The following is a 25,111-nucleotide window of genomic DNA, read 5'->3' as shown; positions in this document are numbered from 1 at the left end:
GAGAAATTAATAAATGTATATTTGCACTCCAAAATTCTAAAAGAAAGGAGGTTGTAGCCCATGTTGATAATACCAGTTAAAGAAGGAGAGAACATCGATAGAGCCCTGAAGCGTTTCAAGCGAAAGTTTGACAAAACGGGAACCATGCGCCAGTTGAGAAGCAGGCAGCAGTTCACCAAGCCTTCTGTAGAGCGTAGAGCTCAAATTCAGAAAGCGCAGTATATTCAAGGTCTTAGGGACCAAGAAGAAGTATAGGGTTCAACTGAACAATATATACCATCCCGTTCCATTTTGGAACGGGATTTTTTTGTTTTATATCTAGGGCCAATCGGATTTCGCTATTTTTGGAGTATGTCCGTACCGGCTTTCATATCGTATCTCAAACTGGAGAAGAACTACTCGCCACACACCACAAAGGCCTACGAGCGGGATATTGCTGAATTTTCCACCTTTTGTGAGGAACACCACGATACATCTTCCATAACCGATATAGGATACCCGCTGATCCGTAACTGGATCGTTTCCCTGTCCAATGGAGGAATGTCCAATAGGAGCATCAACAGAAAAATATCTTCCCTGCAGGCCTATTACAAATTTTTGATGAAGGTTGGGCAGGTCACCGTTTCACCTTTGGTGAAGCACCGGGCGCTCAAGACCGAGAAGAAGGTGGAAGTGCCCTTCTCGGAGCGTGAAATGGACACCATCCTTTCCGAAATACCCTTCCCGGATGACTTTGAGGGCACACGGGACAAACTCATCATAGAACTGTTATATACATCCGGGATGCGAAGGACGGAAATGGTGAACCTCAAAGTGAACGATGTGGACCTGAACAGGGGCACCCTAAAAGTACTAGGCAAAAGGAACAAGGAGCGCATCCTTCCGCTTTTGCCCTCTACGGTGGAGCTCATAAAGGGCTATTTGGGACGCCGTACCGAGGTGGAAAATGGCATGGGTTCCCCTTACTTTTTTTTAACAGAAAACGGTCTTAAAATTTACGAAACACTTGTTTATCGCATTATAAATAAGTATTTTAGTTTAGTGTCCCCCAAGGTGAAAAAGAGTCCGCACATACTGCGGCATACCTTTGCAACACACTTGCTGAACCGGGGGGCGGATTTGAATTCGGTCAAGGAATTATTGGGCCATTCAAGTTTGGCATCCACGCAGGTGTACACACACAATAGCATTGCCGAACTGAAGAAAGTTCATCAAAAGGCCCATCCCAGAAACAAGAAATAGACCTTTCTTGTATTGTTTAACACCGCTGCCGCTGGCAGTACTAAAAACTAAGTCCTATGAAGGTAAATGCACAATCGGTAAATTTTGTAGCTGATGGTAAGCTCATCGACTTTATCCAGAAAAGAATGGATAAGATGGAATTGTTCTATGACAGGGTCATTGATTCAGATGTCTTTTTGAAAGTGGACAACACTAGTGCGAAAGAGAACAAGATAGTGGAAATCATGGTTTCCGTGCCCAGGGATAAATTTATGGTGAAAAAACAGTGCAAGTCCTTTGAGGAAGCAGTGGATTCCGCCTGTAGTTCATTGGAAAGACAGTTGGTCAAACGAAAGGAGAAATTGAGGGCGAAGGCCTGATCAAAATTTTTGAAATTTTATTTTGATTAAAAGAAAATATCTCTACATTTGCAGTCCGTTAGAAATAGCGGACTTTTTTTGTGACCGAAAGAGGTACAAAATGCCGATATAGCTCAGTTGGCTAGAGCACGTGATTTGTAATCTCGGGGTCGTGGGTTCGAATCCCTCTATCGGCTCGTAAGTTACTGAAAATAAGGCGGGGAGATACTCAAGCGGCCAACGAGGACAGACTGTAAATCTGTTGGTTTTCACCTTCGCAGGTTCGAATCCTGCTCTCCCCACAGAAATTGTTCCAGCAACAATTGGTGAAAGGGGCGTTTTTTTGAAATATTGAAAATTTTGGGGATTGCCCCAAAAAAATGCGGGAGTAGCTCAGTTGGTAGAGCGTCAGCCTTCCAAGCTGAATGTCGCCGGTTCGAACCCGGTCTCCCGCTCTAGATTTGAAACTTTGGTTTCAAGAAGAAGGTTGAAGTTTTTGCGAGCTTGCTTGTGACTTTAAACTCTAAACCTGATTAACCCATAGGCCGGTGTAGCTCAGGGGTAGAGCGTTTCCTTGGTAAGGAAGAGGTCAGGGGTTCAAATCCCCTCATTGGCTCAAAACGATTTGTACACTAATATAAACTAAGAATTAAATTATTTTAAAATGGCAAAGGAAACTTTCGATCGTTCCAAACCCCACTTAAATATTGGTACCATTGGACACGTGGATCACGGTAAAACTACATTGACTGCCGCTATTACAACTGTATTGGCGAACGCAGGTCTTTCTGAGATGAGAAGCTTTGACTCCATCGACAATGCGCCAGAGGAGAAAGAAAGAGGTATTACTATCAATACTTCACACGTTGAGTATCAAACTGCTAACCGTCACTACGCCCACGTTGACTGTCCTGGTCACGCGGATTACGTAAAGAACATGGTTACCGGTGCTGCTCAGATGGACGGTGCCATCTTGGTTGTTGCTGCAACCGATGGTCCTATGCCACAAACCCGTGAGCACATCCTTTTGGGTCGTCAGGTAGGTATTCCACGTATCGTTGTTTTCTTGAACAAAGTTGACATGGTGGATGATGAGGAGCTTTTGGAGCTTGTTGAGATGGAAGTAAGGGAATTGCTTTCTTTCTACGAGTACGATGGTGACAACGGCCCTGTTATCGCTGGTTCTGCACTTGGTGCTTTGAACGGTGAGCAAAAATGGGTTGACACTGTAATGCAGTTGATGGATGCTGTTGACAGCTGGATCGAACTTCCTGAAAGGGATGTTGACAAGCCTTTCTTGATGCCTATCGAAGACGTGTTCACTATCACAGGTCGTGGTACTGTTGCAACAGGTCGTATCGAAACTGGTGTTGCCAACACAGGTGACCCTGTAGAGATCATCGGTATGGGAGCTGAGAAATTGACTTCCACTATCACTGGTGTTGAGATGTTCCGTAAGATTTTGGACAGAGGTGAAGCTGGTGACAACGTTGGTCTTCTTTTGAGAGGTATCGAAAAATCCGATATCAAAAGAGGTATGGTAATCTGTAAGCCAGGTTCCGTTAAGCCACACGCCAAATTCAAAGCTGAGGTCTATATCCTTAAGAAAGAAGAAGGTGGTCGCCACACTCCATTCCACAACAACTACCGTCCTCAGTTCTACGTTCGTACAACTGACGTAACAGGAAACATCAACCTTCCTGATGGAGTTGAAATGGTTATGCCAGGTGACAACTTGACAATCACTGTTGATTTGATCCAGCCTATCGCGTTGAACGTGGGTCTGCGTTTCGCTATCCGTGAGGGTGGTAGAACAGTAGGTGCTGGTCAGGTTACTGAGATCCTAGATTAATCATATATAAAAATATTGCACTAAAGGGTGTCCTGAGTTATCGGGATACCTTTCAGTGTAAATATAAACGGGTGTAGCTCAGTTGGTAGAGCACTGGTCTCCAAAACCAGGTGTCGGGAGTTCGAGTCTCTCCTCCCGTGCAAAAAAAACAAAAAGTGCTGTGAGGCGAGAAGTTTATCCCGAGCGGAGTCGAGGGAAGTCTCTCCTCCCGTGCAAAGGTAAAAGCATGATGACGGGATTGAAATCTCTCTGAAGTCTGTGCTGAGCACAGCCGAAACATGCAAGTTAATTCAAAGAAGATTATGATCACTTACATAAAAGAATCTTTCGAAGAGCTAAAGAACAATGTTACTTGGTTGGAAAAAGGTAAGGCCTCCAACCTGATGGTCATCGTGGCAGTTTTTTCAATCTTGTTCGCATTGGCCACTTGGGGAGTGGACTCCCTGTTCAGTAAGTTGATCAGATTGTATTTTGAAAAATTAATAGGATAACGATCGGTATGTCTGAGGTTCTGGAGAAAAAATGGTATGTGGTAAGAGCGGTCAGTGGTCAGGAAAACAAGATCAAGGGCTATATTGAAACAGAGGTGGAGCGAAATGGTTTTGGCGATTACCTTGAAGAAGTTCTTGTGCCTACCGAAAAAGTCGTACAGATCAGAAACGGAAAGAAGATCAACAAGGAAAGGGTTTACTTTCCAGGTTATATCATGATAAAGGCCAATTTAGGTGGTGAAATGGTGCACATTATCCGTTCCATTACCAACGTGATCGGCTTTTTGGGAGAAACCAAAGGAGGTGATCCCGTGCCTTTGCGAAAATCAGAGGTGAACCGTATGTTGGGGAAAGTGGACGAGTTGGCCGTCAATACGGACAACGTATCTATTCCATTTGTGTTGGGTGAAACGGTGAAGGTTATTGATGGACCTTTCAATGGATTCAATGGAACTGTTGAAAAAATCAATGAAGAAAAGCGTAAGCTGGAAGTGATGGTGAAGATTTTCGGAAGAAAGACACCATTGGAGCTCAGCTATATGCAAGTAGAAAAAGTATAACAAGAGCTGTTACATAGATAAAGCTGTGTTGCTTCCAATTGACACAACTTTAAATTTAATTAGAAACAATGGCAAAAGAAGTAAGTAAGGTAGTTAAATTACAAGTTAGGGGAGGTGCTGCGAACCCATCGCCACCGGTTGGACCCGCCTTAGGTGCTGCTGGTGTTAACATCATGGAGTTCTGCAAGCAGTTCAATGCTCGTACGCAGGACAAACAGGGCAAGGTATTGCCTGTTGTTATCACCGTCTACATGGACAAATCTTTCGAGTTTGTCGTAAAAACACCACCTGCGGCAGTTCAATTGATGGAAGCAGCTAAGATTAAAAAAGGATCGGGCGAACCTAACAGGGTCAAGAACGGTACCGTATCATGGGACCAAGTGAAGACCATTGCAGAGGACAAAATGGCGGATTTGAACGCATTCACCATCGAATCTGCAATGAGCATGGTAGCAGGTACTGCCAGATCAATGGGCCTCAAAGTATCGGGTACCTAACCTTTTTAAAATCTCAAAGCAATTTATAAATGGCAAGATTGACGAAAAAGCAAAAAGAAGCCCAGGCCAAAATAGAGAAGAACAAACTCTATTCATTGGAAGAGGCATCAGCTTTGGTAAAAGAAATAACCAATGTAAAATTTGACGCTTCCATTGATATTGCAGTTCGTTTGGGTGTAGATCCACGAAAAGCAAACCAAATGGTGCGTGGCGTGGTTACCCTTCCCCACGGGACTGGTAAGGACGTAAAAGTTTTGGCATTGGTGACCCCGGACAAAGAAGCGGAAGCTAAAGAAGCTGGCGCTGATTTTGTAGGGTTGGACGATTATTTGGATAAGATCAAAGGCGGTTGGACCGATGTGGATGTGATCATCACCATGCCAAGCGTTATGGGTAAATTGGGTCCATTGGGTCGCGTATTGGGACCTAGGGGATTGATGCCCAATCCAAAAACAGGAACTGTGACCATGGAGGTTGGTAAGGCCGTTTCCGAAGTGAAGGCCGGTAAAATCGACTTCAAAGTAGATAAGACCGGAATTGTACATGCTGCAATCGGTAAGGCATCTTTCCCAGCGGACAAGATCGCTGGCAACGCCAAGGAATTGATCGATACTTTGGTGAAATTGAAGCCTTCCGCAGCAAAAGGAGTGTACATGAAGAGCATCTACTTGTCCAGCACCATGAGTCCCAGTGTTCAATTGGATCCAAAAGCAGTAGTTTAATTAGCTGGTAGTTCAATATTTTAACTATGACAAGAGAAGAAAAAGCAATCGTAATAGAAGATTTGACTGCACAGTTGGCCGAGAGCGCTAATATCTATTTGGCGGATATCTCCGGATTGGACGCTGTTGCCACTTCCAACCTAAGAAGGGCATGTTTCAAGGCGAACATTAAACTTGCGGTGGTCAAGAACACCTTGCTTGCAAAAGCAATGGAAGCCTCTGATAAGGAATTTGGTGAACTTCCCACCGTGTTGAAAGGCAATACATCTTTGATGTTGTCCGAAACAGGGAACGCACCTGCGAAACTTATCAAGGACTTTAGGAAAAAATCAGATAAACCTTTGTTGAAAGGAGCTTTTATAGCTGAGGCGATCTACGTTGGAGACGAGAACCTTGAGGCACTTGTGAACATCAAGTCCAAAGAAGAGGTCATCGGGGATATCATCGGATTGTTGCAGTCTCCTGCCAAGAACGTTATCTCTGGACTTAAGTCCGGTGGTGGCAAACTGGCTGGAATCCTCAAGACATTATCTGAGAAATAATTCGCGCACAATAAACTAAGTATATTTTTAAAATTTTATTAAACGATAGAAAAATGGCAGATTTAAAAGATTTTGCAGAACAGTTGGTAAACCTTACAGTAAAAGAGGTAAATGAATTGGCCGACATCCTTAAGAACGAATACGGTATCGAGCCTGCTGCTGCTGCAGTAGCTGTTGCTGCTGGCGGTGCCGCTGGTGGTGATGCTGAGGCCGCTGAGGAAAAAACCGAATTTGATGTGATCCTTAAGGCAGCCGGTGCCTCTAAATTGGCAGTGGTTAAATTGGTCAAAGAATTGACTGGTCTTGGATTGAAAGAAGCTAAGGACATCGTTGACAGCGCACCTAAAGCTGTTAAGGAAGGAATTTCTAAAGACGAAGCCGAAGGCATCAAAAAATCATTGGAAGAAGCAGGAGCAGAAGTTGAGCTTAAATAATAGCTTTTCCCATATAAGTTTGGTTAAGGTCTTTCCATTTTTTGGTTAGACCTTAGCCTATTTTAATAAGGAGTGTATAAAGCCGTACACCGACCCCACATAGTATTCACGTTCAAAATTTGTCCATAGATGTTCACAAACACTATTGAAAGAGTTAATTTCGCATCCGCTAAGAACATACCGGAATACCCGGATTTCTTGGACATTCAGATAAAATCGTTTCAGGATTTCTTCCAATTAGAAACTAAATCTGACGAAAGAGGGAACGAAGGTCTCTACAACACCTTCATGGAGAATTTTCCAATCACCGATACCAGAAACCAGTTTGTGCTTGAGTTTTTGGATTACTTCATAGATCCACCCCGCTATTCCATCCAAGAATGTATAGAGCGTGGACTTACCTATAGCGTACCCCTAAAGGCGCGTTTAAAATTATATTGTACCGATCCTGAGCACGAGGATTTTGAGACCATCGTGCAGGATGTGTACTTGGGCACCATCCCCTACATGACCCCCAGTGGAACGTTTGTGATCAACGGGGCCGAAAGAGTAGTGGTTTCCCAGTTGCACCGATCTCCAGGGGTTTTCTTCGGACAGTCGTTCCACGCCAACGGAACCAAACTGTACTCCGCAAGGGTAATTCCGTTCAAGGGGTCTTGGATCGAGTTCGCTACCGATATCAACGGCGTGATGTATGCCTATATCGATCGAAAGAAAAAATTACCTGTGACCACCCTTTTCCGTGCCATTGGCTTCGAAAGGGACAAGGACATCCTTGAAATCTTCGACCTCTCGGAAGAAGTAAAAGTTTCCAAGGCTGGATTGAAGAAGGTATTGGGCCGTAAACTGGCCGCTAGGGTGCTGAACACATGGCATGAGGATTTCGTGGACGAAGATACTGGAGAAGTAGTGTCCATCGAGCGTAACGAGATCATCCTAGATCGTGATACCATTTTGGAAAAAGAGCATATCGATGAGATCATTGATGCCGATGTGAAGACCATTCTGCTTCACAAGGAGAACAATGCGCAGTCCGATTATGCCATCATCCACAATACATTGCAAAAAGACCCTACCAACTCTGAAAAAGAAGCGGTAGAGCACATCTATAGACAATTGCGTAATGCCGAGCCGCCCGATGAGGAGACCGCTCGTGGTATTATCGAGAAATTGTTCTTCTCCGATCAGCGTTACTCCTTGGGAGAGGTTGGTCGTTACCGAATGAACAAGAAATTGGGCTTGGACATCGGTATGGACAAAGAAGTCCTTACCAAAGAAGATATCATCACGATCATCAAGTATTTGATCGAGTTGATCAACTCCAAGGCTGAGATTGATGATATCGACCACTTGTCCAACCGTCGTGTTCGTACCGTTGGAGAGCAATTGTCCCAACAGTTTGGTGTAGGTTTGGCCCGTATGGCCCGTACCATCCGTGAGCGTATGAACGTTCGTGACAACGAAGTGTTCACCCCGATCGATTTGATCAATGCGAAGACCTTGTCATCCGTGATCAACTCTTTCTTCGGGACCAACCAGTTGTCCCAGTTCATGGACCAGACCAACCCGTTGGCAGAGATTACACACAAGAGAAGATTGTCAGCCCTAGGACCAGGTGGTCTTTCCCGTGAAAGAGCCGGATTCGAGGTGCGTGACGTTCACTATACCCACTACGGAAGATTGTGTCCGATCGAGACACCTGAAGGACCGAACATTGGTTTGATCTCCTCACTTTCCGTATTTGCAAAAGTGAACAGCATGGGCTTCTTGGAAACCCCATACCGTAAAGTTGTTGATGGTAAGGTCGATGTGAAAGAACACATCTACCTGAGTGCAGAGGAAGAAGAAGGTATGAAGATCGCCCAAGCCAATATTCCATTGAAAGACGATGGAACCATTGACAGGGAGAAGGTCATCGCCCGTGATGAAGGGGATTTCCCAGTGGTAGACCCAGTGGAGATCAACTACACCGACGTTGCCCCGAACCAGATTGCATCCATCTCCGCATCCTTGATCCCATTCTTGGAGCATGATGATGCGAACCGTGCCTTGATGGGATCCAACATGATGCGCCAGGCCGTACCATTGTTGCGTCCAGAATCCCCAATCGTGGGTACCGGTCTTGAAAGACAGGTGGCTACCGATTCCAGGGTATTGATCAATGCAGAGGGAGATGGTGTTGTGGAATATGTGGATGCACAGAAGATCACCATCAAATATGACAGAACCGAGGAAGAGCGCTTGGTAAGCTTCGAAGAAGACTCCAAGACCTACGAATTGGTGAAATTCAGAAAGACCAACCAAGGTACCAGCATCAACTTGAAACCCATCGTAAGAAAAGGGGACAAGGTGAAAAAAGGACAGGTACTTTGTGAAGGATATGCTACCGAAAAAGGGGAATTGGCCTTGGGTAGGAACATGAAGGTTGCCTTCATGCCTTGGAAAGGGTACAACTTCGAGGATGCGATCGTGATCTCTGAAAAAGTGGTTCGCGAGGATATCTTTACTTCGGTGCATATCGATGAGTATGCGTTGGAAGTAAGGGATACCAAATTGGGAGCAGAGGAATTGACCAATGACATCCCCAACGTATCCGAAGAGGCCACTAGGGATTTGGACGAGTACGGTATGATCCGTATCGGTGCCGAAGTAAAACCTGGTGATATCTTGATCGGTAAGATCACTCCAAAAGGAGAATCCGATCCTACACCAGAGGAAAAACTGTTGCGTGCCATTTTTGGTGACAAGGCAGGAGATGTGAAGGATGCTTCCTTGAAGGCATCACCATCTTTGAGAGGTGTGGTCATCGACAAGAAACTCTTCTCACGTTCCATCAAGGACAAGAGAAAACGTTCCGAGGATAAAGAAGCGATCTCTAGGTTGGAAATGGACTACGAAGTGAAGTTCCAACAACTGAAAGATGTGCTGATCGAGAAATTGTTCGGTCTGGTCAATGGAAAGACATCGCAAGGTGTCATCAACGATTTGGGTGAAGAAGTACTTCCAAAAGGAAAGAAATACACCATCAAGATGTTGAACGCCGTTGACGATTTCGCCCACTTGGTAGGAGGCAGCTGGACAACCGATGAGGATACCAATGCTTTGGTGGCCGATCTGTTGCACAACTACAAGATCAAGTTGAACGACATCCAAGGAAACCTGAGAAGGGACAAGTTCACCATCTCCGTAGGGGATGAGCTTCCAGCAGGTATCATGAAGTTGGCCAAAGTGTATATCGCCAAGAAACGTAAGTTGAAAGTAGGTGATAAAATGGCAGGACGTCACGGTAACAAAGGTATCGTTGCCCGTATCGTTCGTCAAGAGGACATGCCTTTCTTGGAAGACGGAACCCCTGTGGACATTGTGTTGAACCCACTGGGTGTACCTTCAAGGATGAACATTGGTCAGATCTATGAGACCGTTTTAGGTTGGGCAGGACAGAAATTAGGCCAAAAATATGGCACCCCGATTTTTGACGGAGCTACCTTGGACGATATCAACGAGCTTACCGACAAGGCAGGTATTCCAAGATTTGGACACACCTATCTCTATGACGGTGGAACCGGTCAGCGTTTTGACCAACCAGCTACTGTTGGTGTGATCTACATGCTGAAATTGGGCCACATGGTGGACGATAAGATGCACGCACGTTCCATCGGACCATACTCATTGATCACACAACAACCATTGGGTGGTAAGGCCCAGTTTGGTGGTCAGCGTTTTGGAGAGATGGAGGTATGGGCATTGGAAGCCTACGGCGCTTCATCTACCCTTAGGGAAATCCTGACCGTGAAGTCGGATGACGTTATCGGTAGGGCCAAGACCTATGAATCCATCGTAAAAGGTGAGACTATGCCAGAACCCGGCTTGCCGGAATCTTTCAACGTATTGATGCACGAACTTAAAGGTTTGGGCTTGGATATCAGATTGGAAGAATAGAACACTATACATTAATTATATCATCACCATATTGTTATGGCTAGAATAAAAGACAATAACGCACCAAAAAGGTTTAACAAGATCTCCATCGGATTGGCCTCACCAGAGTCCATCTTGGCCGAGTCCCGTGGCGAAGTGTTGAAGCCTGAAACCATAAACTATAGAACGCACAAGCCCGAGCGTGATGGATTGTTCTGTGAGCGTATTTTCGGTCCCGTAAAGGATTACGAATGTGCCTGCGGAAAGTATAAGCGTATCCGTTACCGTGGAATCGTTTGTGATCGTTGTGGTGTAGAGGTAACAGAAAAGAAAGTACGTAGAGATCGTGTGGGTCACATCAATCTTGTTGTACCCGTAGCACACATCTGGTACTTCCGTTCATTGCCGAACAAGATAGGATACCTTTTGGGATTGCCATCCAAAAAGTTGGACATGATCATCTATTATGAAAGGTATGTGGTCATCCAGCCCGGTATTGCCAAAGGTCCAGAAGGAGAGGAGATTCAAAAATTGGATTTCTTGACCGAAGAGGAATATTTGAACATTTTGGAGTCGCTTCCAACCGAGAACCAGTACTTGGAAGAGACCGACCCCAACAAGTTCATCGCCAAAATGGGTGCCGAGTGTTTGATCGACCTATTGGCCCGAATCGATTTGGAACAATTGTCGTACGAACTTCGTCACAAGGCCAATACCGAGACCTCAAAGCAGCGTAAGACCGAGGCATTGAAGCGTCTTCAGGTAGTGGAGGCATTGCGTGAATCACAGGACAACCGTGAGAACAATCCAGAGTGGATGATCATGAAAGTGATCCCTGTGATCCCACCGGAATTGCGTCCGTTGGTGCCGTTGGATGGTGGTCGTTTCGCCACTTCCGATTTGAACGATTTGTACAGACGGGTTATCATCCGTAACAACCGTTTGAAGCGTTTGATGGAGATCAAGGCACCAGAGGTGATCTTGAGGAACGAAAAACGTATGCTTCAGGAAGCTGTGGATTCCCTTTTCGATAACACCAGAAAAGCCTCTGCGGTAAAAACAGAATCAAACAGGCCATTGAAGTCCCTTTCGGATTCCTTGAAAGGAAAACAAGGTCGTTTCCGTCAAAACCTTTTGGGTAAACGTGTGGATTACTCCGCTCGTTCCGTGATCGTCGTTGGACCGGAAATGAAATTGTACGAATGTGGTCTTCCAAAAGACATGGCAGCCGAGCTTTACAAACCGTTCATCATCCGTAAGTTGATTGAGAGAGGTATCGTAAAGACCGTTAAATCTGCCAAGAAGATCATTGATAAAAAGGAGCCCGTGGTTTGGGACATCCTTGAAAATGTCCTAAAAGGACACCCTGTATTGTTGAACCGGGCCCCCACATTGCACCGATTGGGTATCCAAGCGTTCCAGCCTAAACTGATTGAAGGTAAGGCGATTCGTTTGCACCCATTGGCCTGTACCGCATTCAACGCGGATTTTGATGGGGACCAGATGGCAGTTCACTTGCCATTGGGGCCAGAGGCCATTTTGGAAGCACAGCTGTTGATGTTGGCTTCCCAGAACATCCTTAACCCAGCGAACGGTTCTCCGATCACCGTACCTTCCCAGGACATGGTTTTGGGTCTGTACTACATGACCAAAGAGAAAAGATCTACTCCAGAGGAGCCTGTAATGGGAGAAGGGCTTACCTTCTATTCTTCCGAGGAAGTGGAAATTGCCTTCAATGAAAGAAAGGTCGCCCTTAATGCCATCATCAAGGTAAGGACCAAGGATTTCAATGAATCAGGGGAGTTGGTGAACAAGATCATCGAGACCACTGTGGGACGTGTATTGTTCAACACTGTGGTGCCTGAACAAGCAGGATACATCAACACGGTTCTGAACAAGAAATCCTTGAGGAACATTATCGGGGACATCCTTGCGGTGACCGATGTACCTACCACAGCTGAATTCTTAGACAAGATCAAGACCATGGGATATGAGTTTGCCTTTAAAGGAGGTCTATCCTTCAGTTTGGGAGATATCATCATTCCAAAGGAAAAACACGAAATGATCGCCGAGGCCAACGAACAAGTGGATGGCATCATGATGAACTATAACATGGGTCTGATCACCTTCAATGAGCGATACAACCAGGTCATTGATGTTTGGACCTCTACCAACGCCATGTTGACCGAATTAGCCATGAAGCGTATCCGTGAGGACAAGCAAGGCTTCAACTCCGTGTATATGATGTTGGATTCTGGTGCGAGGGGCTCCAAGGAGCAGATCCGCCAGTTGACCGGTATGCGTGGTTTGATGGCCAAGCCTAAAAAATCGACTGCCGGTGGTGGGGAGATCATTGAAAACCCGATCCTTTCCAACTTTAAGGAAGGATTGTCCATCTTGGAATACTTTATCTCTACCCACGGTGCGCGTAAAGGTCTTGCGGATACCGCTTTGAAAACTGCGGATGCTGGATACCTGACCCGTCGTTTGGTGGATGTTTCCCAAGACGTGATCATCAATACCGAGGATTGTGGAACATTGAGGGGAATCGAGGTGGAAGCCCTGAAGAAGAACGAAGAAGTGGTGGAGACCCTTGGTGAACGAATCTTGGGTAGGGTATCACTACACGATGTATATAACCCATTGACTGAAGAGCTTATCCTTAAAGCAGGTCAGGAAATTTCCGAAGCCGATGTGAAGAAGGTGGAAGCTGCCCCAATTGAAAAGGTGGAGGTAAGATCACCATTGACCTGTGAGGCGGCCCAAGGAATCTGTGCAAAATGCTACGGAAGAAACTTGGCCACCAACAAAATGGTACAGCGAGGCGAAGCCGTTGGTGTGGTTGCAGCGCAGTCCATCGGGGAACCTGGAACACAGTTGACACTGCGTACCTTCCACGTTGGGGGTATTGCAGGGAACATTTCCGAGGACAGCAAGCTGGAGGCCAAATTTGATGGTATTGCAGAAATCGAAGACCTTAGGGTTGTCGAAGGTGTGGACAATGGCGGAGGCAAGAGTGACATCGTGATCTCTAGGACATCCGAGATCAAGATCATAGATGCCAAGACAGGTATCACCCTGAGCACCAATAACATTCCTTATGGTTCACAATTGTTTATCAAGAACGGTGAAAAGATTACCAGAGGAACCGTTATCTGCCAGTGGGATCCCTATAACGGTGTCATCGTGTCCGAATTCACAGGGCAGATTGCCTATGAGAATATTGAGCAAGGTATGACGTACCAAGTGGAAATCGATGAACAGACCGGTTTCCAAGAAAAGGTAATTTCAGAATCCAGAAACAAGAGGTTGATTCCGACCCTATTGATCAAAGACGGTAAGGGAGAGACCATCCGTTCCTACAACTTGCCTGTTGGTTCCCACTTGATGGTGGACAACGGTGAGAAGATCAAAGAAGGTAAGATTTTGGTGAAGATTCCACGTAAATCTGCCAAGGCAGGGGATATCACCGGAGGTCTTCCAAGGGTGACCGAGCTTTTCGAAGCCCGTAACCCATCCAACCCAGCAGTCGTTACAGAGATTGATGGTGTGGTTTCCTTTGGTAAGATCAAACGTGGTAACCGTGAGATTATCATCGAGTCCAAGGCCGGAGAGGTGAAGAAGTACTTGGTCAAACTTTCCAACCAGATCTTGGTTCAGGAGAACGACTACGTACGCGCCGGTATGGCATTGTCCGATGGATCGATCACCCCAGAGGATATCTTGGCCATCAAAGGACCATCCGCAGTTCAGCAATACTTGGTGAACGAGGTACAGGAGGTATACCGTTTGCAAGGTGTGAAGATCAACGACAAGCACTTCGAAGTTGTGGTGCGTCAGATGATGCGCAAGGTCCAGATCCAAGATTCAGGGGATACCACTTTCTTGGAGAACCAGTTGGTGCACAAGGACGACTTCATCAATGAGAACGATGAGATCTTTGGCAAGAAAGTAGTCGAGGATGCCGGTGATTCCGAAAGGTTGAAGCCTGGTCAGATCGTAACGGCCCGCCAATTGAGGGATGAAAACTCCATCTTGAAAAGAGAGGACAAGACCTTGGTCACCGCAAGGGATGCCGTGGCGGCTACTGCTACCCCCATCCTTCAAGGTATCACAAGGGCCTCGTTGCAGACCAAGTCGTTCATTTCTGCAGCATCGTTCCAGGAAACCACTAAAGTATTGAACGAAGCCGCCGTAAACGGTAAAGTGGACACCTTGGAAGGATTGAAGGAGAATGTGATCGTCGGACATAAGATTCCTGCCGGTACCGGTATGAGGGATTATGACAGCATCATCGTAGGTTCCAAAGAGGAATATGATGAGATCATGGCCCGAAAAGAGGAATTCAAGTTCTAAATAACAAAAACCCTGGCCCAATGGTCAGGGTTTTCTTTTTTTATAAAGAAATCAATAAGCCAATGGCAGAAGAAAAGCAGAAACAGATCAATATAGAATTGGACGAGAAGACCGCTGAGGGAACTTATTCCAACTTGGCCATCATCAACCACTCCGTATCGGAGTTTGTGGTGGACTTTATCAGCATGATGCCCGGTGCACCTAAGGCAAAGGTGAAGAGCCGCATCATCCTAACACCCCAGCACGCCAAGAAATTTTTGAAGGCACTGAACGACAACGTTGCCCGGTTTGAAAAGACCCACGGACCCATCAAGGATTATGAGCAACCCGCCATTCCCTTGAACTTCGGACCTACGGGAGAAGCATAAAAAAAGCCCCAAACAAAGTTTGGGGCTTTTTAGTTGTATCTATTTCAACCAACCTTTTTGGATCCCCTTCTTGGAAAAGAAAATCAGATAGATTCCAAAAATGATGACCATGATGGGCATGGTATAGGAGGAGGGACCAAATGCCTCCACGGCATTGTTGATGAAAAGCCAATGCCCAAACTGAACTACCGCCGCCAACAATGATAGGATAAAAAGGGGACGGGCCCATTTCTTACGGAGCAAAAGACCAATGGAAGCCAAGGTGCCGGAGAATACGGCAATTGCAAAAGCAGCTGTGGCCCACGCCGGAATACCTTCAAAAACCTCTCGCTGGGCTTGGTCCAGGCTTTCCAAAATAAGTTGTTTGTTGAAAGCTTGGTTCAGATAGTTAAAAACACCTATCAAGTTCCACAAAAGAGCGATGACGCTCACCACCCAGAACCATGTAGGTGGTTTTACCGTTGTTGTAGTCATATCTTTTTATGTATTGGTTATGTACCACAATGTACAAAAAAAGATGAATGGTGGATTCAATGGACTCATATCCAATGGAATAATCCCATGGTCACAACCACAATGCCTTCTTCGGGATTCAGCTTCTATTCAAATTCCGAGGTAAAGTGTAGTTTTACCGAAGGATATTTCTGCTGGGTCATTTGTAGGGAAAATGGAGAGTCTGCCAAAAAGACCAGTTGTCCACGCTTGTCCGTCGCCAAAAACTTTTGTTTAACCCGTTTGAACTCGGCAAACTCTTCATTGTTCTTGTCTGTGGGTTCCACCCAGCAAGCTTTGTGAACAGGGAAATTTTCATAGGTACACTTGGCCCCGTATTCATGCTCCAAGCGGTATTGGATCACTTCATATTGAAGAGCGCCCACAGTACCTATCACTTTTCTTCCGTTCAGTTCCAAGGTGAACAACTGGGCCACACCCTCGTCCATCAACTGGTCGATGCCCTTGTACAACTGCTTGGCCTTCATGGGGTCGGCATTGTTGATATACCTGAAATGTTCCGGGGAGAAGCTGGGAATGCCCTTATAGTGCAACTGCTCACCACTGGTCAACGTATCCCCAATCTTGAAGTTGCCCGTATCGTGCAGCCCGACAATGTCACCGGGATAGGAAATGTCCACGATTTCCTTTTTTTCGGCAAAAAAGGCATTGGGGCTGGAGAATTTCAATTTTTTGTCATGGCGTACATGGAGATAGGGAGTGTTCCGTTCAAAAGTACCGGAAACCACTTTGATAAAGGCCAATCGGTCCCGATGCTTGGGATCCATGTTGGCATGGATCTTAAACACAAAACCGGAAAAATCCTTTTCGTTGGCCTTGACCAAACGCTCCTCGGCCATCTTTGCCCGAGGTGGTGGGGCAATCTCCACAAAGCAGTCCAGTAGCTCACGAACCCCAAAGTTGTTCAGGGCAGAGCCGAAAAAGACAGGTTGTTGTTGCCCCTTCAAATAGGTCTCGGTATCAAAGGGAGGGTACACGCCGCTCACCAGTTCCAGATTGTCCCGGAGGTTTTCTGCGGCCTTTGTGCCGATGATCTTTTCCAGTTCAGGGCTGTCCAAGTCATCAAAAGCAATGGTCTCCTCGATATTTTTTTTGCTGCTACCGCTAAAAAGGTTGATGTTCTTCTCGTAGATATTGTAGATTCCCTTGAAATCATAGCCCATCCCGATGGGAAAACTCAATGGGGTGACGGACAGTCCCAATTTTTGCTCCACTTCGTCCAGAAGGTCAAAGGCATCCTTTCCTTCACGGTCCAACTTGTTGATGAAGACGATCATAGGGATGTTCCGCATACGGCATACCTCTACCAACTTCTCCGTTTGTTCCTCCACACCCTTCGCCACATCGATGACGACGATCACGCTGTCAACAGCGGTCAGCGTCCTAAACGTGTCCTCGGCAAAATCCTTGTGTCCGGGAGTATCCAAAATGTTGATTTTCTTGTCCTTATAGATAAAGGCCAATACGGAAGTGGCCACGGAAATTCCCCTTTGGCGCTCTATTTCCATAAAGTCACTGGTGGCCGATTTTTTGATCTTGTTGCTTTTTACGGCACCGGCCTCTTGGATGGCACCACCGAACAAGAGCAATTTTTCGGTAAGAGTCGTTTTTCCCGCATCAGGGTGGGAGATGATCCCAAATGTCCTTCGTCTATTTATTTCCTTTTCAAAATCCATCAACAAAAATTTCGGCAAAAATAGGGGAATTATATGTTTCAGTACTCATTTTGTAAGAGATATCCCATTGTTGATATCATTGGAAAAAAATGCTGGTAGAAAGACCGGTAGGATTGAAAAGAAAAGTAATTTCGGCCTGTTTTTTAACATCTGTCCTTTGGGCTTGTGTCGTACATTCTGTTGATGAAAACAGCAATGGGTCATAAATGGGTATATAATAATGAGGAATGCGCCTTTTATCGAGAAAAATAGGAGGTGAACCTCAAATGATATAATTATGTGACCAATTTGTATGTTGACGTGTCGAAAGGGACTAGAATACAAAAAATAAGAAAACCCCAATTTTCTTACAATTACGAGAACAACTACAGGCCATGGTGATTAGTTGACCAAAACTTAATCATTTATGGAGATTATTACTTTTGAGCGGGCTCTACTAAACAGAGTGGTCCGCGGTATTTTATTCATAACCATTTGTTTGATTGCCGAATCCACTTCGGCACATGGCAAACTGCCAATAGGTGTGCCTGCCGACCACCGTACAGATGTTCATCAAAATGATTCTGAACACATCAAGGCCATTGTTTCTCCTAATGGGGAAAATAGCTTTGATGGCTTTTTGAACGTTTTTGATTATAGGGCCATCAATACCATGGTTTACTCAACGGACTGTGATGGTGATGGGGTTAGCTGTGAGCAGGAAGCCAAGGATGGGACTGATCCCAATGACCCCTGTGATTTTATATTGGAACATCAGGACTGTTCCCCTTCCGATAAATGGAAAAAGGACGATTGTGATGGAGACGGCGTGACCAACGGAAAAGAGAAAGAAGACGGGACCGACCCATTGGATCCCTGTGATTTTATATTGGCGCACCAAAACTGTTCCGCATCGGACCAGTGGAAAAAGGATGACTGTGATGGAGACGGCGTGACCAACGGAAAAGAGAAAGAAGACGGGACCGACCCATTGGATCCCTGTGACTTTATATTGGCGCACCAAAACTGCTCTCCATCGGACCAATGGAAAAAAGATGACTGTGATGGCGATGGTGTGAGCAATGGCCAGGAGAAAGAGGATGGTACCGATCCGTTGGACCCCTGTGATTTTGTATTGGAGCACCAAGATTGTTCCCCTTCTGATGAATGGAAGAAGGATGACTGCGATGGAGATGGCGTGAGCAATGGTCAGGAGAAAGAGGATGGTACCGACCCGTTGGATCCTTGTGATTTTGTGTTGGAGCACCAAGATTGTGAGCCTTCCTATAAATGGAAGAAAGAGGATTGTGATGGTGATGGTGTGACCAATGGGGATGAAAAAGAGGATGGCACCGATCCGTTGGATCCCTGTGACTATAAACCGGAAAGTGTGACCTTGCCACAAAGTGGCGACTACCTCACTGCGGATTGTGATGGTGACGGTGTTACCAATGAAGATGAAAAAGAGGATGGAACGGACCCCCAGGACCCCTGTAGTTTTGTGTTGGGCAGTCAAACCGTGGAGCCATCATCCACTTGGAACACATCGGACTGTGATGGTGATGGTGTGACCAACGAAGATGAAAAGGAGGATGGCACCGATCCGTTGGATCCCTGTGATTACAACCCGGATAGCATTACATTGACGCCTTCTGTCGATTGGAACGCCTTGGATTGTGATGACGATGGCAATCCAAATGGAACCGACCCAGACCCATTGGTGGCAACCGCTAGGGATGATTCAGGTTCGACCCCATCACTTACCGAAGTGGCCCTAAATATTTTGGAAAACGACGATTATCTTCCAAACAATGATGGAAATAATCTAGGTGTGACCAGTTTGTCCAGAATAGGAGGAAATGCCATAGGCACGGTTTCTTTTGATGCCGAAACGGGTTTCATGACCTATACCCCGGTAGCATCTGAATCCAACACCACGGTCACTATTATCTATGAAGTTTGCAATGTGCTACCAGACCCAAACGTCTGTGCTTCAGCAACAGTTTATATCCAAGTTGGAGCAAATACCATCGATGCCGTGGACGATTCCTATACCGCGGATGGCGAAAGCGGAGGAGTGATCCCGGGCAGCAATGTATTGTCCAACGACACCTTGAACGGGGAGTCGATCGACCTTTCTGATGTGATCCTGACATCGACACCAACCGATGTGTTGACCATCAATGAGGATGGCAGCGTGAGCGTGCAACCTGGCACTGCCGATGGCACGTACACCATCAACTACACCATCTGCGAAGCGGCCAATGTGGACAATTGTGATACGGCTACGGTGACAGTTGAGGTGAGCTCAGGTATGAGCAACGTCATCGATGCTGTGGACGATTCCTATACCGCGGATGGCGAAACCGGTGGGGTTATCCCGGGCAGCAATGTATTGTCCAACGACACCTTGAACGGGGAGTCGATAGACCTTTCGGATGTGATCTTGACCTCGACACCAACCGATGTGTTGACCATCAATGAGGATGGCAGCGTGAGCGTGGAACCTGGCACGGCCGATGGCACGTACACCATCAACTACACCATCTGCGAAGTGGCCAATGTGGACAATTGTGACACGGCCACGGTGACCGTTGAGGTGAGTTCTGGTATGGTCAACGTCATCGATGCAGTGGACGATTCCTATACTGCGGATGGCGAAACCGGAGGAGTGATCCCGGGGAGCAATGTATTGTCCAACGACACCTTGAACGGGGAGTCGATCGATCTTTCGGATGTGATCCTGACCTCCACACCAACCGATGTGTTGACCATCAATGAAGATGGTAGCGTGAGCGTGGAACCGGGTACTGCCGAGGGTACCTACACCATTAGCTACACCATCTGCGAAGCGGCCAATCCCGGTAACTGCGACACGGCAATTGTGACGGTGGAGGTTGAAAATGATGGTACAGATGATGAAAAAATTGAAGTGAACCAAATGCTGACACCCAACGGGGATCTCAAGAATGATTTCCTTTTCATTAGGGGGGTCAACTTTATCAAATCCAGTTCGATCAAAATATTTAATCGCTGGGGCACCTTGGTATATGAAGGAAAAGATTATGACAACGTCAGAAATGTGTTTGATGGTCGTTCCAGGGGAAGATCATCCATTGGGGTCAACAGTTATCTTCCTGCCGGGGTGTATTTTTACATCTTTAATTATGAAACGGCCGAAGGAAGTTTTACGGATTCCGAATACATATATATAAGCAGGTAACCATAGAGAGAATGATAAAAAAGAGTTTTTTAATTCCGTTTTTGTTCATTGGAATAACATTTCAGGGCCTCATGGCCCAACAAGATGCGCAGTACACGCAATATATGTACAATACCATGAGCGTGAACCCTGCTTATGCCGGATCTAGGGGACAGTTGAGCTTTGCTGGACTGTACCGCTCGCAATGGGTGGGTCTGGACGGAGCCCCTGAAACGTTCACATTGAACCTTCACTCCCCGATCAGGAACAGCAGGGTGGGATACGGTATATCCATCGTAAACGATAACATAGGGGATGGCGTGGTGCAGGAAACGTATTTGGATGCGGCCGTATCCTATACCATACCAGTGTCCATGGACGCCAAGTTGTCCTTTGGGTTGAAGCTGGGCGGCAACATGCTCAGTCTGGACTTCAACGGTCTGAGGAATTTTGACCAAGAAGTCGTGAGCCAGGACAATATCGATAACAGGTTTACACCTAATTTCGGTCTGGGGGTGTACTACCATACAGACAGGTTTTATGCAGGTCTGTCCGCACCAAATGTCTTGGAATCCGAATATTTCGATAATGATAATTCAGATGGGTCCGTCAACTTTCAATCTGCGGAGCGAATCAATTTCTATTTGATCACGGGTTATGTCTTCGATATCGGACCCGATTTGCAGTTCAAACCCGCCTTGTTGACCAAGGCTGTTGGTGGGGCACCTTTGCAAGTGGATCTTTCCGCCAGCTTTCTGTTTGCTGAGAAGTTCAGCTTTGGTGCTGCCTATCGATGGGATGCCGCTTTGAGCGGTCTGGTAGGTTTCCAGTTGACGGAGCAGCTTATGGTAGGCCTGGCCTACGATAGGGAGACCACCGAACTGGGTGGAGCCCAGTTCAATGATGGGTCGTTTGAGATATTCCTCAGATTGGAGCTGTTGAAGAGATTCCAAAGAACCGTGTCACCAAGATTCTTTTAATACAAGTTAAGCATGCTAAAAAGAACACTCATACTTCTCATTGTATTTTCAGGATGTGTTGTCAAGATGTCTGGACAGGATACCATTCAGGGCAAGCAGCTCGAAAGGGTCATGGAAAGGGCGGATCAGCGATACAAGGAATATTCTTTCAGTCCGGCAATAGACATTTACAAAAAAGTATTGGATAGGGGCTATGTGTCTTCGGACCTGTTGAAGCGTTTGGGAAATTCATACTACTTCAATGCCAAATACGAAGAGGCAGCTACCATATATAAAAGACTCGAGGAGACCTATCCCGATGAAATGGAAGTGGGGGACATCTTCAGGTACGCGCAAAGTTTGAAAACATTGGGCAATTACGATGAAGCCTCCCGTTTGATGGCAGAGTTCAAGCAGATGACATCCGTGGATCTCGACATTGATGAGGACTATATGTCCAAAATCGAGAAGAATTCGGGAAGATATACCATCAAACCGTTCGACTATAACAGTAAATACTCCGATTTTGCCGCTTCCTACTACGAAAAAGGGCTCATTTTTGCCTCGGACAGGGATACTGGAAATTTGGCCAGATATAGGCACACCTGGAACTCCAGGGACTTTTTGGACCTCTACAAGGTGGATGTGGACAGTGTGTCCAGTGGTAGGGCCGTGAAGCTGGAAGGGGAGGTGAACACTCGCCTCCATGAATCCACATCTGTGGTGAGCAGGGACGGCATGACCATGTATTTCACCCGAAACAACTTTATGGATGGTAGAAAGGGCAAGGATGAAGAAGGCATCATTCGGTTGAAGATCTATAGCGCGGAAAACATCGATGGGGTATGGGCCAATATCATGGAACTGCCGTTCAACAGTGATTCCTATTCCGTGGCACACCCTATGCTGAGCCCGGATGGAAAAAGACTGTATTTTGTTTCCGATATGCCCGGAAGTTTGGGCGAGTCTGACATATTCATGACAGAGATCATAGGTGACGGAACCTATGGACCCATTGTCAACTTGGGCAAAAATATCAATACCATGGGCCGGGAGACCTTTCCGTTCATCACCAAGGATGGGGTGTTGTATTTTTCTTCGGATGGTCACCAAGGTTTGGGTGGATTGGACGTATTTGCAACAAAAATCGCTTTTGATGAGTACGACCAACCGGTAGTGAACGTAGGAAGACCCATCAACAGCCCCAATGACGATTTCTCCTTTATCTACAATATAGAGGAGAAGACAGGCTATTTCTCCTCCAATAGGGAAGGTGGCATGGGGGATGACGATATCTACCACTTTGTGGAGAATGATCCCTTGGTGTTGGATTGTATCCAGGAAGTGACAGGAACGGTGAGGGACCGGATTTCCAATGAAGTGTTGGCCGGCGCCACCGTGGTGGTCATCGATGAGGAGAATAGGGAAGTCTCTTCTACCATAACCGATTCAAACGGAAACTATATCCTCCAATTGGACTGTTCCAAGGGCAATTTTGTGAGGGCCTCTAGGGATGGCTATGTGCCGGCGGAGGAGTACCTGAACAAATCCAACGGTAAGCCGCGTATCATTGATTTTTATTTGGAACGCGATGTGATCACGGGAGGTTTTGGGGACGATTTGGCCAAGTTGCTACAGTTGAGCACGATTTATTTCGATCTCAATAAATACAACATCCGTCCAGATGCGGAGATTGAGATACAGAAAGTGATTGTGGCCATGGAAAAATATCCCAGCTTGAAGATCAAGGTGAACTCACATACCGATAGCCGTGGAAACGATGCCTATAACCTTTGGTTGTCACAAAGAAGAGCAGAATCTACGGTCAATTATATGATTTCCAAAGGAATATCGGCCGATAGACTACAAGGCGAAGGATTTGGGGAGACCCGATTGGTGAACGAATGTTTCAATGGTGTGCCCTGTTCCAACGATCAGCACCAGTTGAACCGAAGATCGGAGTTCATCATCTTTGAATAATTTTAAGCCTAATTGACAGGCAATAGACATGCGAATGAGTCTTTTTTTAAGGCTTGTTCGCATGTTTTTTTGTGGGCAATGACAGGATATTGACGGTAAGGATGTTCGTTTCTTGCTTCTTAAAATCAGATATAAGCTACTTTTTTAATTAGCTTTACAAGTCTCCATAGTTCGTCTGGAATACATTTCTTTTTATTAAGGCCACCATTTTTCGGAGGGTCTATGTAATCTTTTTCGCATAAGTACAGCTCTCCCGTAACCGCCATCTCTACTGCTTTCATCGATAAACGGTTTTTCAAAATCCTGTTTTTTGGGTTGAAACCTCAAGATTCAAGGGCTATACAGTTGGATATGTGTCGTACACAACAAATATTTTCCGCCCCTGAAAGTAGGGGTAATTTTGTATTGTGCTATAAAATGCATCGCGTTGAATAAAAGAAAAGCGAGACCGAGATACACTACTGAAGCAACAAAAACAAAAAGACATTACCGACCTTCAACTAATAATAACCTCATGAAAAAGAGCATCTTTGCCCTATTCTTCCTTCTATTTACCGGAATTGCCTTTTCGCAGACCACAGTTATGCTACAGGACCAATGCAATTGCGAGGTCTTGAAAGGGACAGCTGTGTCCAGTCCAGGAGCGACCACTCCATCAGGTGCCGATACGGGAGATATCTATGTAAATACCAATACAGGGACCATCTACTTTTGGGATGGCAATTCGTGGGAACTTACCTCAACCGATAACAATACGGTCAATGACAGAATAGAGGTCATAGGAACAGATTTAGTCATCACTGACTCAGACAATAATACAATTTCAATTCCTTTGTCAGAAGTGGCTGCAGGCGGAGCCGTAGGCCCGCAAGGTCCACAGGGCGACCCCGGTGACAAGGGAGAGACGGGAGATAAAGGTTTGACCGGTGACAAGGGCCCACAGGGCGACCCCGGCATCCAAGGTCCACAAGGCCCACAGGGCGACCCAGGTATCCAAGGGCCACAGGGTCCACAGGGAGACCCAGGTATCCAAGGTCCACAGGGCGACCCCGGTGACAAGGGAGAGACAGGGGATAAAGGTTTGACCGGAGACAAGGGCCCACAGGGCGACCCCGGTATCCAAGGCCCGCAAGGCCCACAGGGCGACCCCGGTGACAAGGGAGAGACAGGTGACAAGGGATTGACCGGAGACAAGGGCCCACAGGGAGACCCAGGTATCCAAGGTCCGCAAGGCCCACAGGGCGACCCCGGTGACAAGGGAGAGACAGGTGACAAGGGAGAGACAGGTGACAAGGGATTGACCGGAGACAAGGGTCCACAGGGAGACCCAGGTATCCAAGGCCCGCAAGGTCCACAGGGCGACTCCGGTGACAAGGGAGAGACGGGGGATAAAGGTTTGACCGGTGACAAGGGCCCACAGGGCGACCCCGGTATCCAAGGCCCGCAAGGCCCACAGGGCGACCCCGGTGACAAGGGAGAGAC

Annotated in this window: 19 protein-coding genes, 5 tRNA genes and 1 pseudogene; 22 read left to right on the top strand and 3 right to left on the bottom strand. The window is 46.4% G+C overall.

The window, feature by feature from the left end; genetic code table 11:
• The first annotated feature begins 60 nt into the window (after positions 1-60).
• The 18 genes from rpsU to SD450_RS08590 all read left to right on the top strand — a co-directional run bounded on the left by rpsU (position 61) and on the right by SD450_RS08590 (position 15,320).
• Positions 61-255, top strand: a complete 195-nt coding sequence (gene rpsU, locus SD450_RS08675) for a 30S ribosomal protein S21 (protein ID WP_072879609.1) — start codon at positions 61-63, stop codon at positions 253-255.
• A gap of 96 nt (positions 256-351) precedes the next feature.
• On the top strand, positions 352-1,242 hold the full coding sequence (locus SD450_RS08670; protein WP_318344178.1) for a tyrosine-type recombinase/integrase: 891 nt from the start codon (positions 352-354) through the stop codon (positions 1,240-1,242).
• Positions 1,243-1,298: 56 nt separating this feature from the next.
• On the top strand, positions 1,299-1,601 hold the full coding sequence (hpf, locus tag SD450_RS08665; RefSeq protein WP_318344177.1) for a ribosome hibernation-promoting factor, HPF/YfiA family: 303 nt from the start codon (positions 1,299-1,301) through the stop codon (positions 1,599-1,601).
• Between the two features lie 102 nt (positions 1,602-1,703).
• Positions 1,704-1,777 (top strand) — tRNA-Thr (locus tag SD450_RS08660).
• Between the two features lie 22 nt (positions 1,778-1,799).
• Positions 1,800-1,882 (top strand) — tRNA-Tyr (locus SD450_RS08655).
• 80 nt (positions 1,883-1,962) lie between these two features.
• Positions 1,963-2,035, top strand: a tRNA-Gly gene (locus tag SD450_RS08650).
• Positions 2,036-2,124: 89 nt separating this feature from the next.
• Positions 2,125-2,196 (top strand) — tRNA-Thr (locus SD450_RS08645).
• Positions 2,197-2,244: 48 nt separating this feature from the next.
• Positions 2,245-3,432, top strand: a complete 1,188-nt coding sequence (gene tuf / locus SD450_RS08640; protein ID WP_072879615.1) for an elongation factor Tu — start codon at positions 2,245-2,247, stop codon at positions 3,430-3,432.
• Between the two features lie 67 nt (positions 3,433-3,499).
• Positions 3,500-3,572: transfer RNA gene (locus SD450_RS08635), tRNA-Trp, on the top strand.
• 162 nt (positions 3,573-3,734) lie between these two features.
• On the top strand, positions 3,735-3,923 hold the full coding sequence (gene secE, locus SD450_RS08630) for a preprotein translocase subunit SecE (protein WP_151891081.1): 189 nt from the start codon (positions 3,735-3,737) through the stop codon (positions 3,921-3,923).
• A gap of 8 nt (positions 3,924-3,931) precedes the next feature.
• Positions 3,932-4,483: a transcription termination/antitermination protein NusG gene (gene nusG, locus SD450_RS08625; RefSeq protein WP_108424154.1), complete on the top strand. Its 552-nt coding sequence runs from the start codon at positions 3,932-3,934 to the stop codon at positions 4,481-4,483.
• Between the two features lie 68 nt (positions 4,484-4,551).
• Positions 4,552-4,980 (top strand): 50S ribosomal protein L11, encoded by a 429-nt coding sequence (gene rplK / locus SD450_RS08620; RefSeq protein WP_318344176.1) that lies wholly within the window; start codon positions 4,552-4,554, stop codon positions 4,978-4,980.
• Between the two features lie 29 nt (positions 4,981-5,009).
• Complete coding sequence (rplA, locus tag SD450_RS08615; RefSeq protein ID WP_318344175.1) at positions 5,010-5,702, top strand: 50S ribosomal protein L1; 693 nt, start codon at positions 5,010-5,012, stop codon at positions 5,700-5,702.
• A 26-nt stretch (positions 5,703-5,728) separates the two neighbouring features.
• Entirely contained in the window at positions 5,729-6,244 is a 516-nt protein-coding gene (gene rplJ, locus SD450_RS08610) for a 50S ribosomal protein L10 (RefSeq protein WP_072879626.1), read from the top strand.
• A gap of 53 nt (positions 6,245-6,297) precedes the next feature.
• Positions 6,298-6,678: a 50S ribosomal protein L7/L12 gene (rplL, locus tag SD450_RS08605; RefSeq protein ID WP_072879628.1), complete on the top strand. Its 381-nt coding sequence runs from the start codon at positions 6,298-6,300 to the stop codon at positions 6,676-6,678.
• 129 nt (positions 6,679-6,807) lie between these two features.
• Entirely contained in the window at positions 6,808-10,617 is a 3,810-nt protein-coding gene (gene rpoB, locus SD450_RS08600) for a DNA-directed RNA polymerase subunit beta (RefSeq protein WP_318344174.1), read from the top strand.
• Between the two features lie 36 nt (positions 10,618-10,653).
• The gene (gene rpoC / locus SD450_RS08595) at positions 10,654-14,952 is read left to right on the top strand and encodes a DNA-directed RNA polymerase subunit beta' (protein ID WP_318344173.1); all 4,299 of its coding nucleotides are present in this window, start codon (positions 10,654-10,656) and stop codon (positions 14,950-14,952) included.
• Positions 14,953-15,014: 62 nt separating this feature from the next.
• Positions 15,015-15,320, top strand: a complete 306-nt coding sequence (locus tag SD450_RS08590) for a DUF3467 domain-containing protein (protein WP_072879634.1) — start codon at positions 15,015-15,017, stop codon at positions 15,318-15,320.
• 39 nt (positions 15,321-15,359) lie between these two features.
• On the opposite strand, the gene SD450_RS08585 is transcribed toward SD450_RS08590, so the two are convergent.
• The gene (locus SD450_RS08585) at positions 15,360-15,794 is read right to left on the bottom strand and encodes a hypothetical protein (protein WP_318344172.1); all 435 of its coding nucleotides are present in this window, start codon (positions 15,792-15,794) and stop codon (positions 15,360-15,362) included.
• A 125-nt stretch (positions 15,795-15,919) separates the two neighbouring features.
• Positions 15,920-17,509, bottom strand: coding sequence for a peptide chain release factor 3 (locus tag SD450_RS08580; protein WP_318344171.1), 1,590 nt, complete (start codon positions 17,507-17,509; stop codon positions 15,920-15,922).
• A 406-nt stretch (positions 17,510-17,915) separates the two neighbouring features.
• Between SD450_RS08580 and SD450_RS08575 the strand changes: the two genes are divergently transcribed.
• From SD450_RS08575 to SD450_RS08565, 3 genes are read left to right on the top strand one after another with little or no spacing between them, the layout of a single operon-like run.
• Positions 17,916-20,711, top strand: coding sequence for a T9SS type B sorting domain-containing protein (locus SD450_RS08575; RefSeq protein ID WP_318344170.1), 2,796 nt, complete (start codon positions 17,916-17,918; stop codon positions 20,709-20,711).
• Between the two features lie 11 nt (positions 20,712-20,722).
• Positions 20,723-21,670, top strand: coding sequence for a PorP/SprF family type IX secretion system membrane protein (locus SD450_RS08570; RefSeq protein ID WP_318344169.1), 948 nt, complete (start codon positions 20,723-20,725; stop codon positions 21,668-21,670).
• A 12-nt stretch (positions 21,671-21,682) separates the two neighbouring features.
• Positions 21,683-23,629, top strand: a complete 1,947-nt coding sequence (locus SD450_RS08565; RefSeq protein ID WP_318344168.1) for an OmpA family protein — start codon at positions 21,683-21,685, stop codon at positions 23,627-23,629.
• Between the two features lie 125 nt (positions 23,630-23,754).
• Here the strand turns inward: SD450_RS08565 and SD450_RS08560 are convergent, their stop codons facing one another.
• Positions 23,755-23,910 carry a hypothetical protein gene (locus SD450_RS08560; protein WP_318344167.1) on the bottom strand — a complete coding sequence of 52 codons (156 nt, stop codon included), beginning with the start codon at positions 23,908-23,910 and terminating at the stop codon, positions 23,755-23,757.
• A 233-nt stretch (positions 23,911-24,143) separates the two neighbouring features.
• Here SD450_RS08560 and SD450_RS08555 point away from each other — a divergent pair.
• A pseudogene (locus tag SD450_RS08555) lies at positions 24,144-25,111 on the top strand (hypothetical protein); the annotation flags it as partial.

The organism is Flagellimonas baculiformis, from assembly GCF_033441575.1.
GTDB lineage: Bacteria > Bacteroidota > Bacteroidia > Flavobacteriales > Flavobacteriaceae > Flagellimonas > Flagellimonas baculiformis.
The sequence above is the reverse complement of the archived record's forward strand: the minus strand, read 5'-3'. Positions and strand labels throughout refer to the sequence as shown.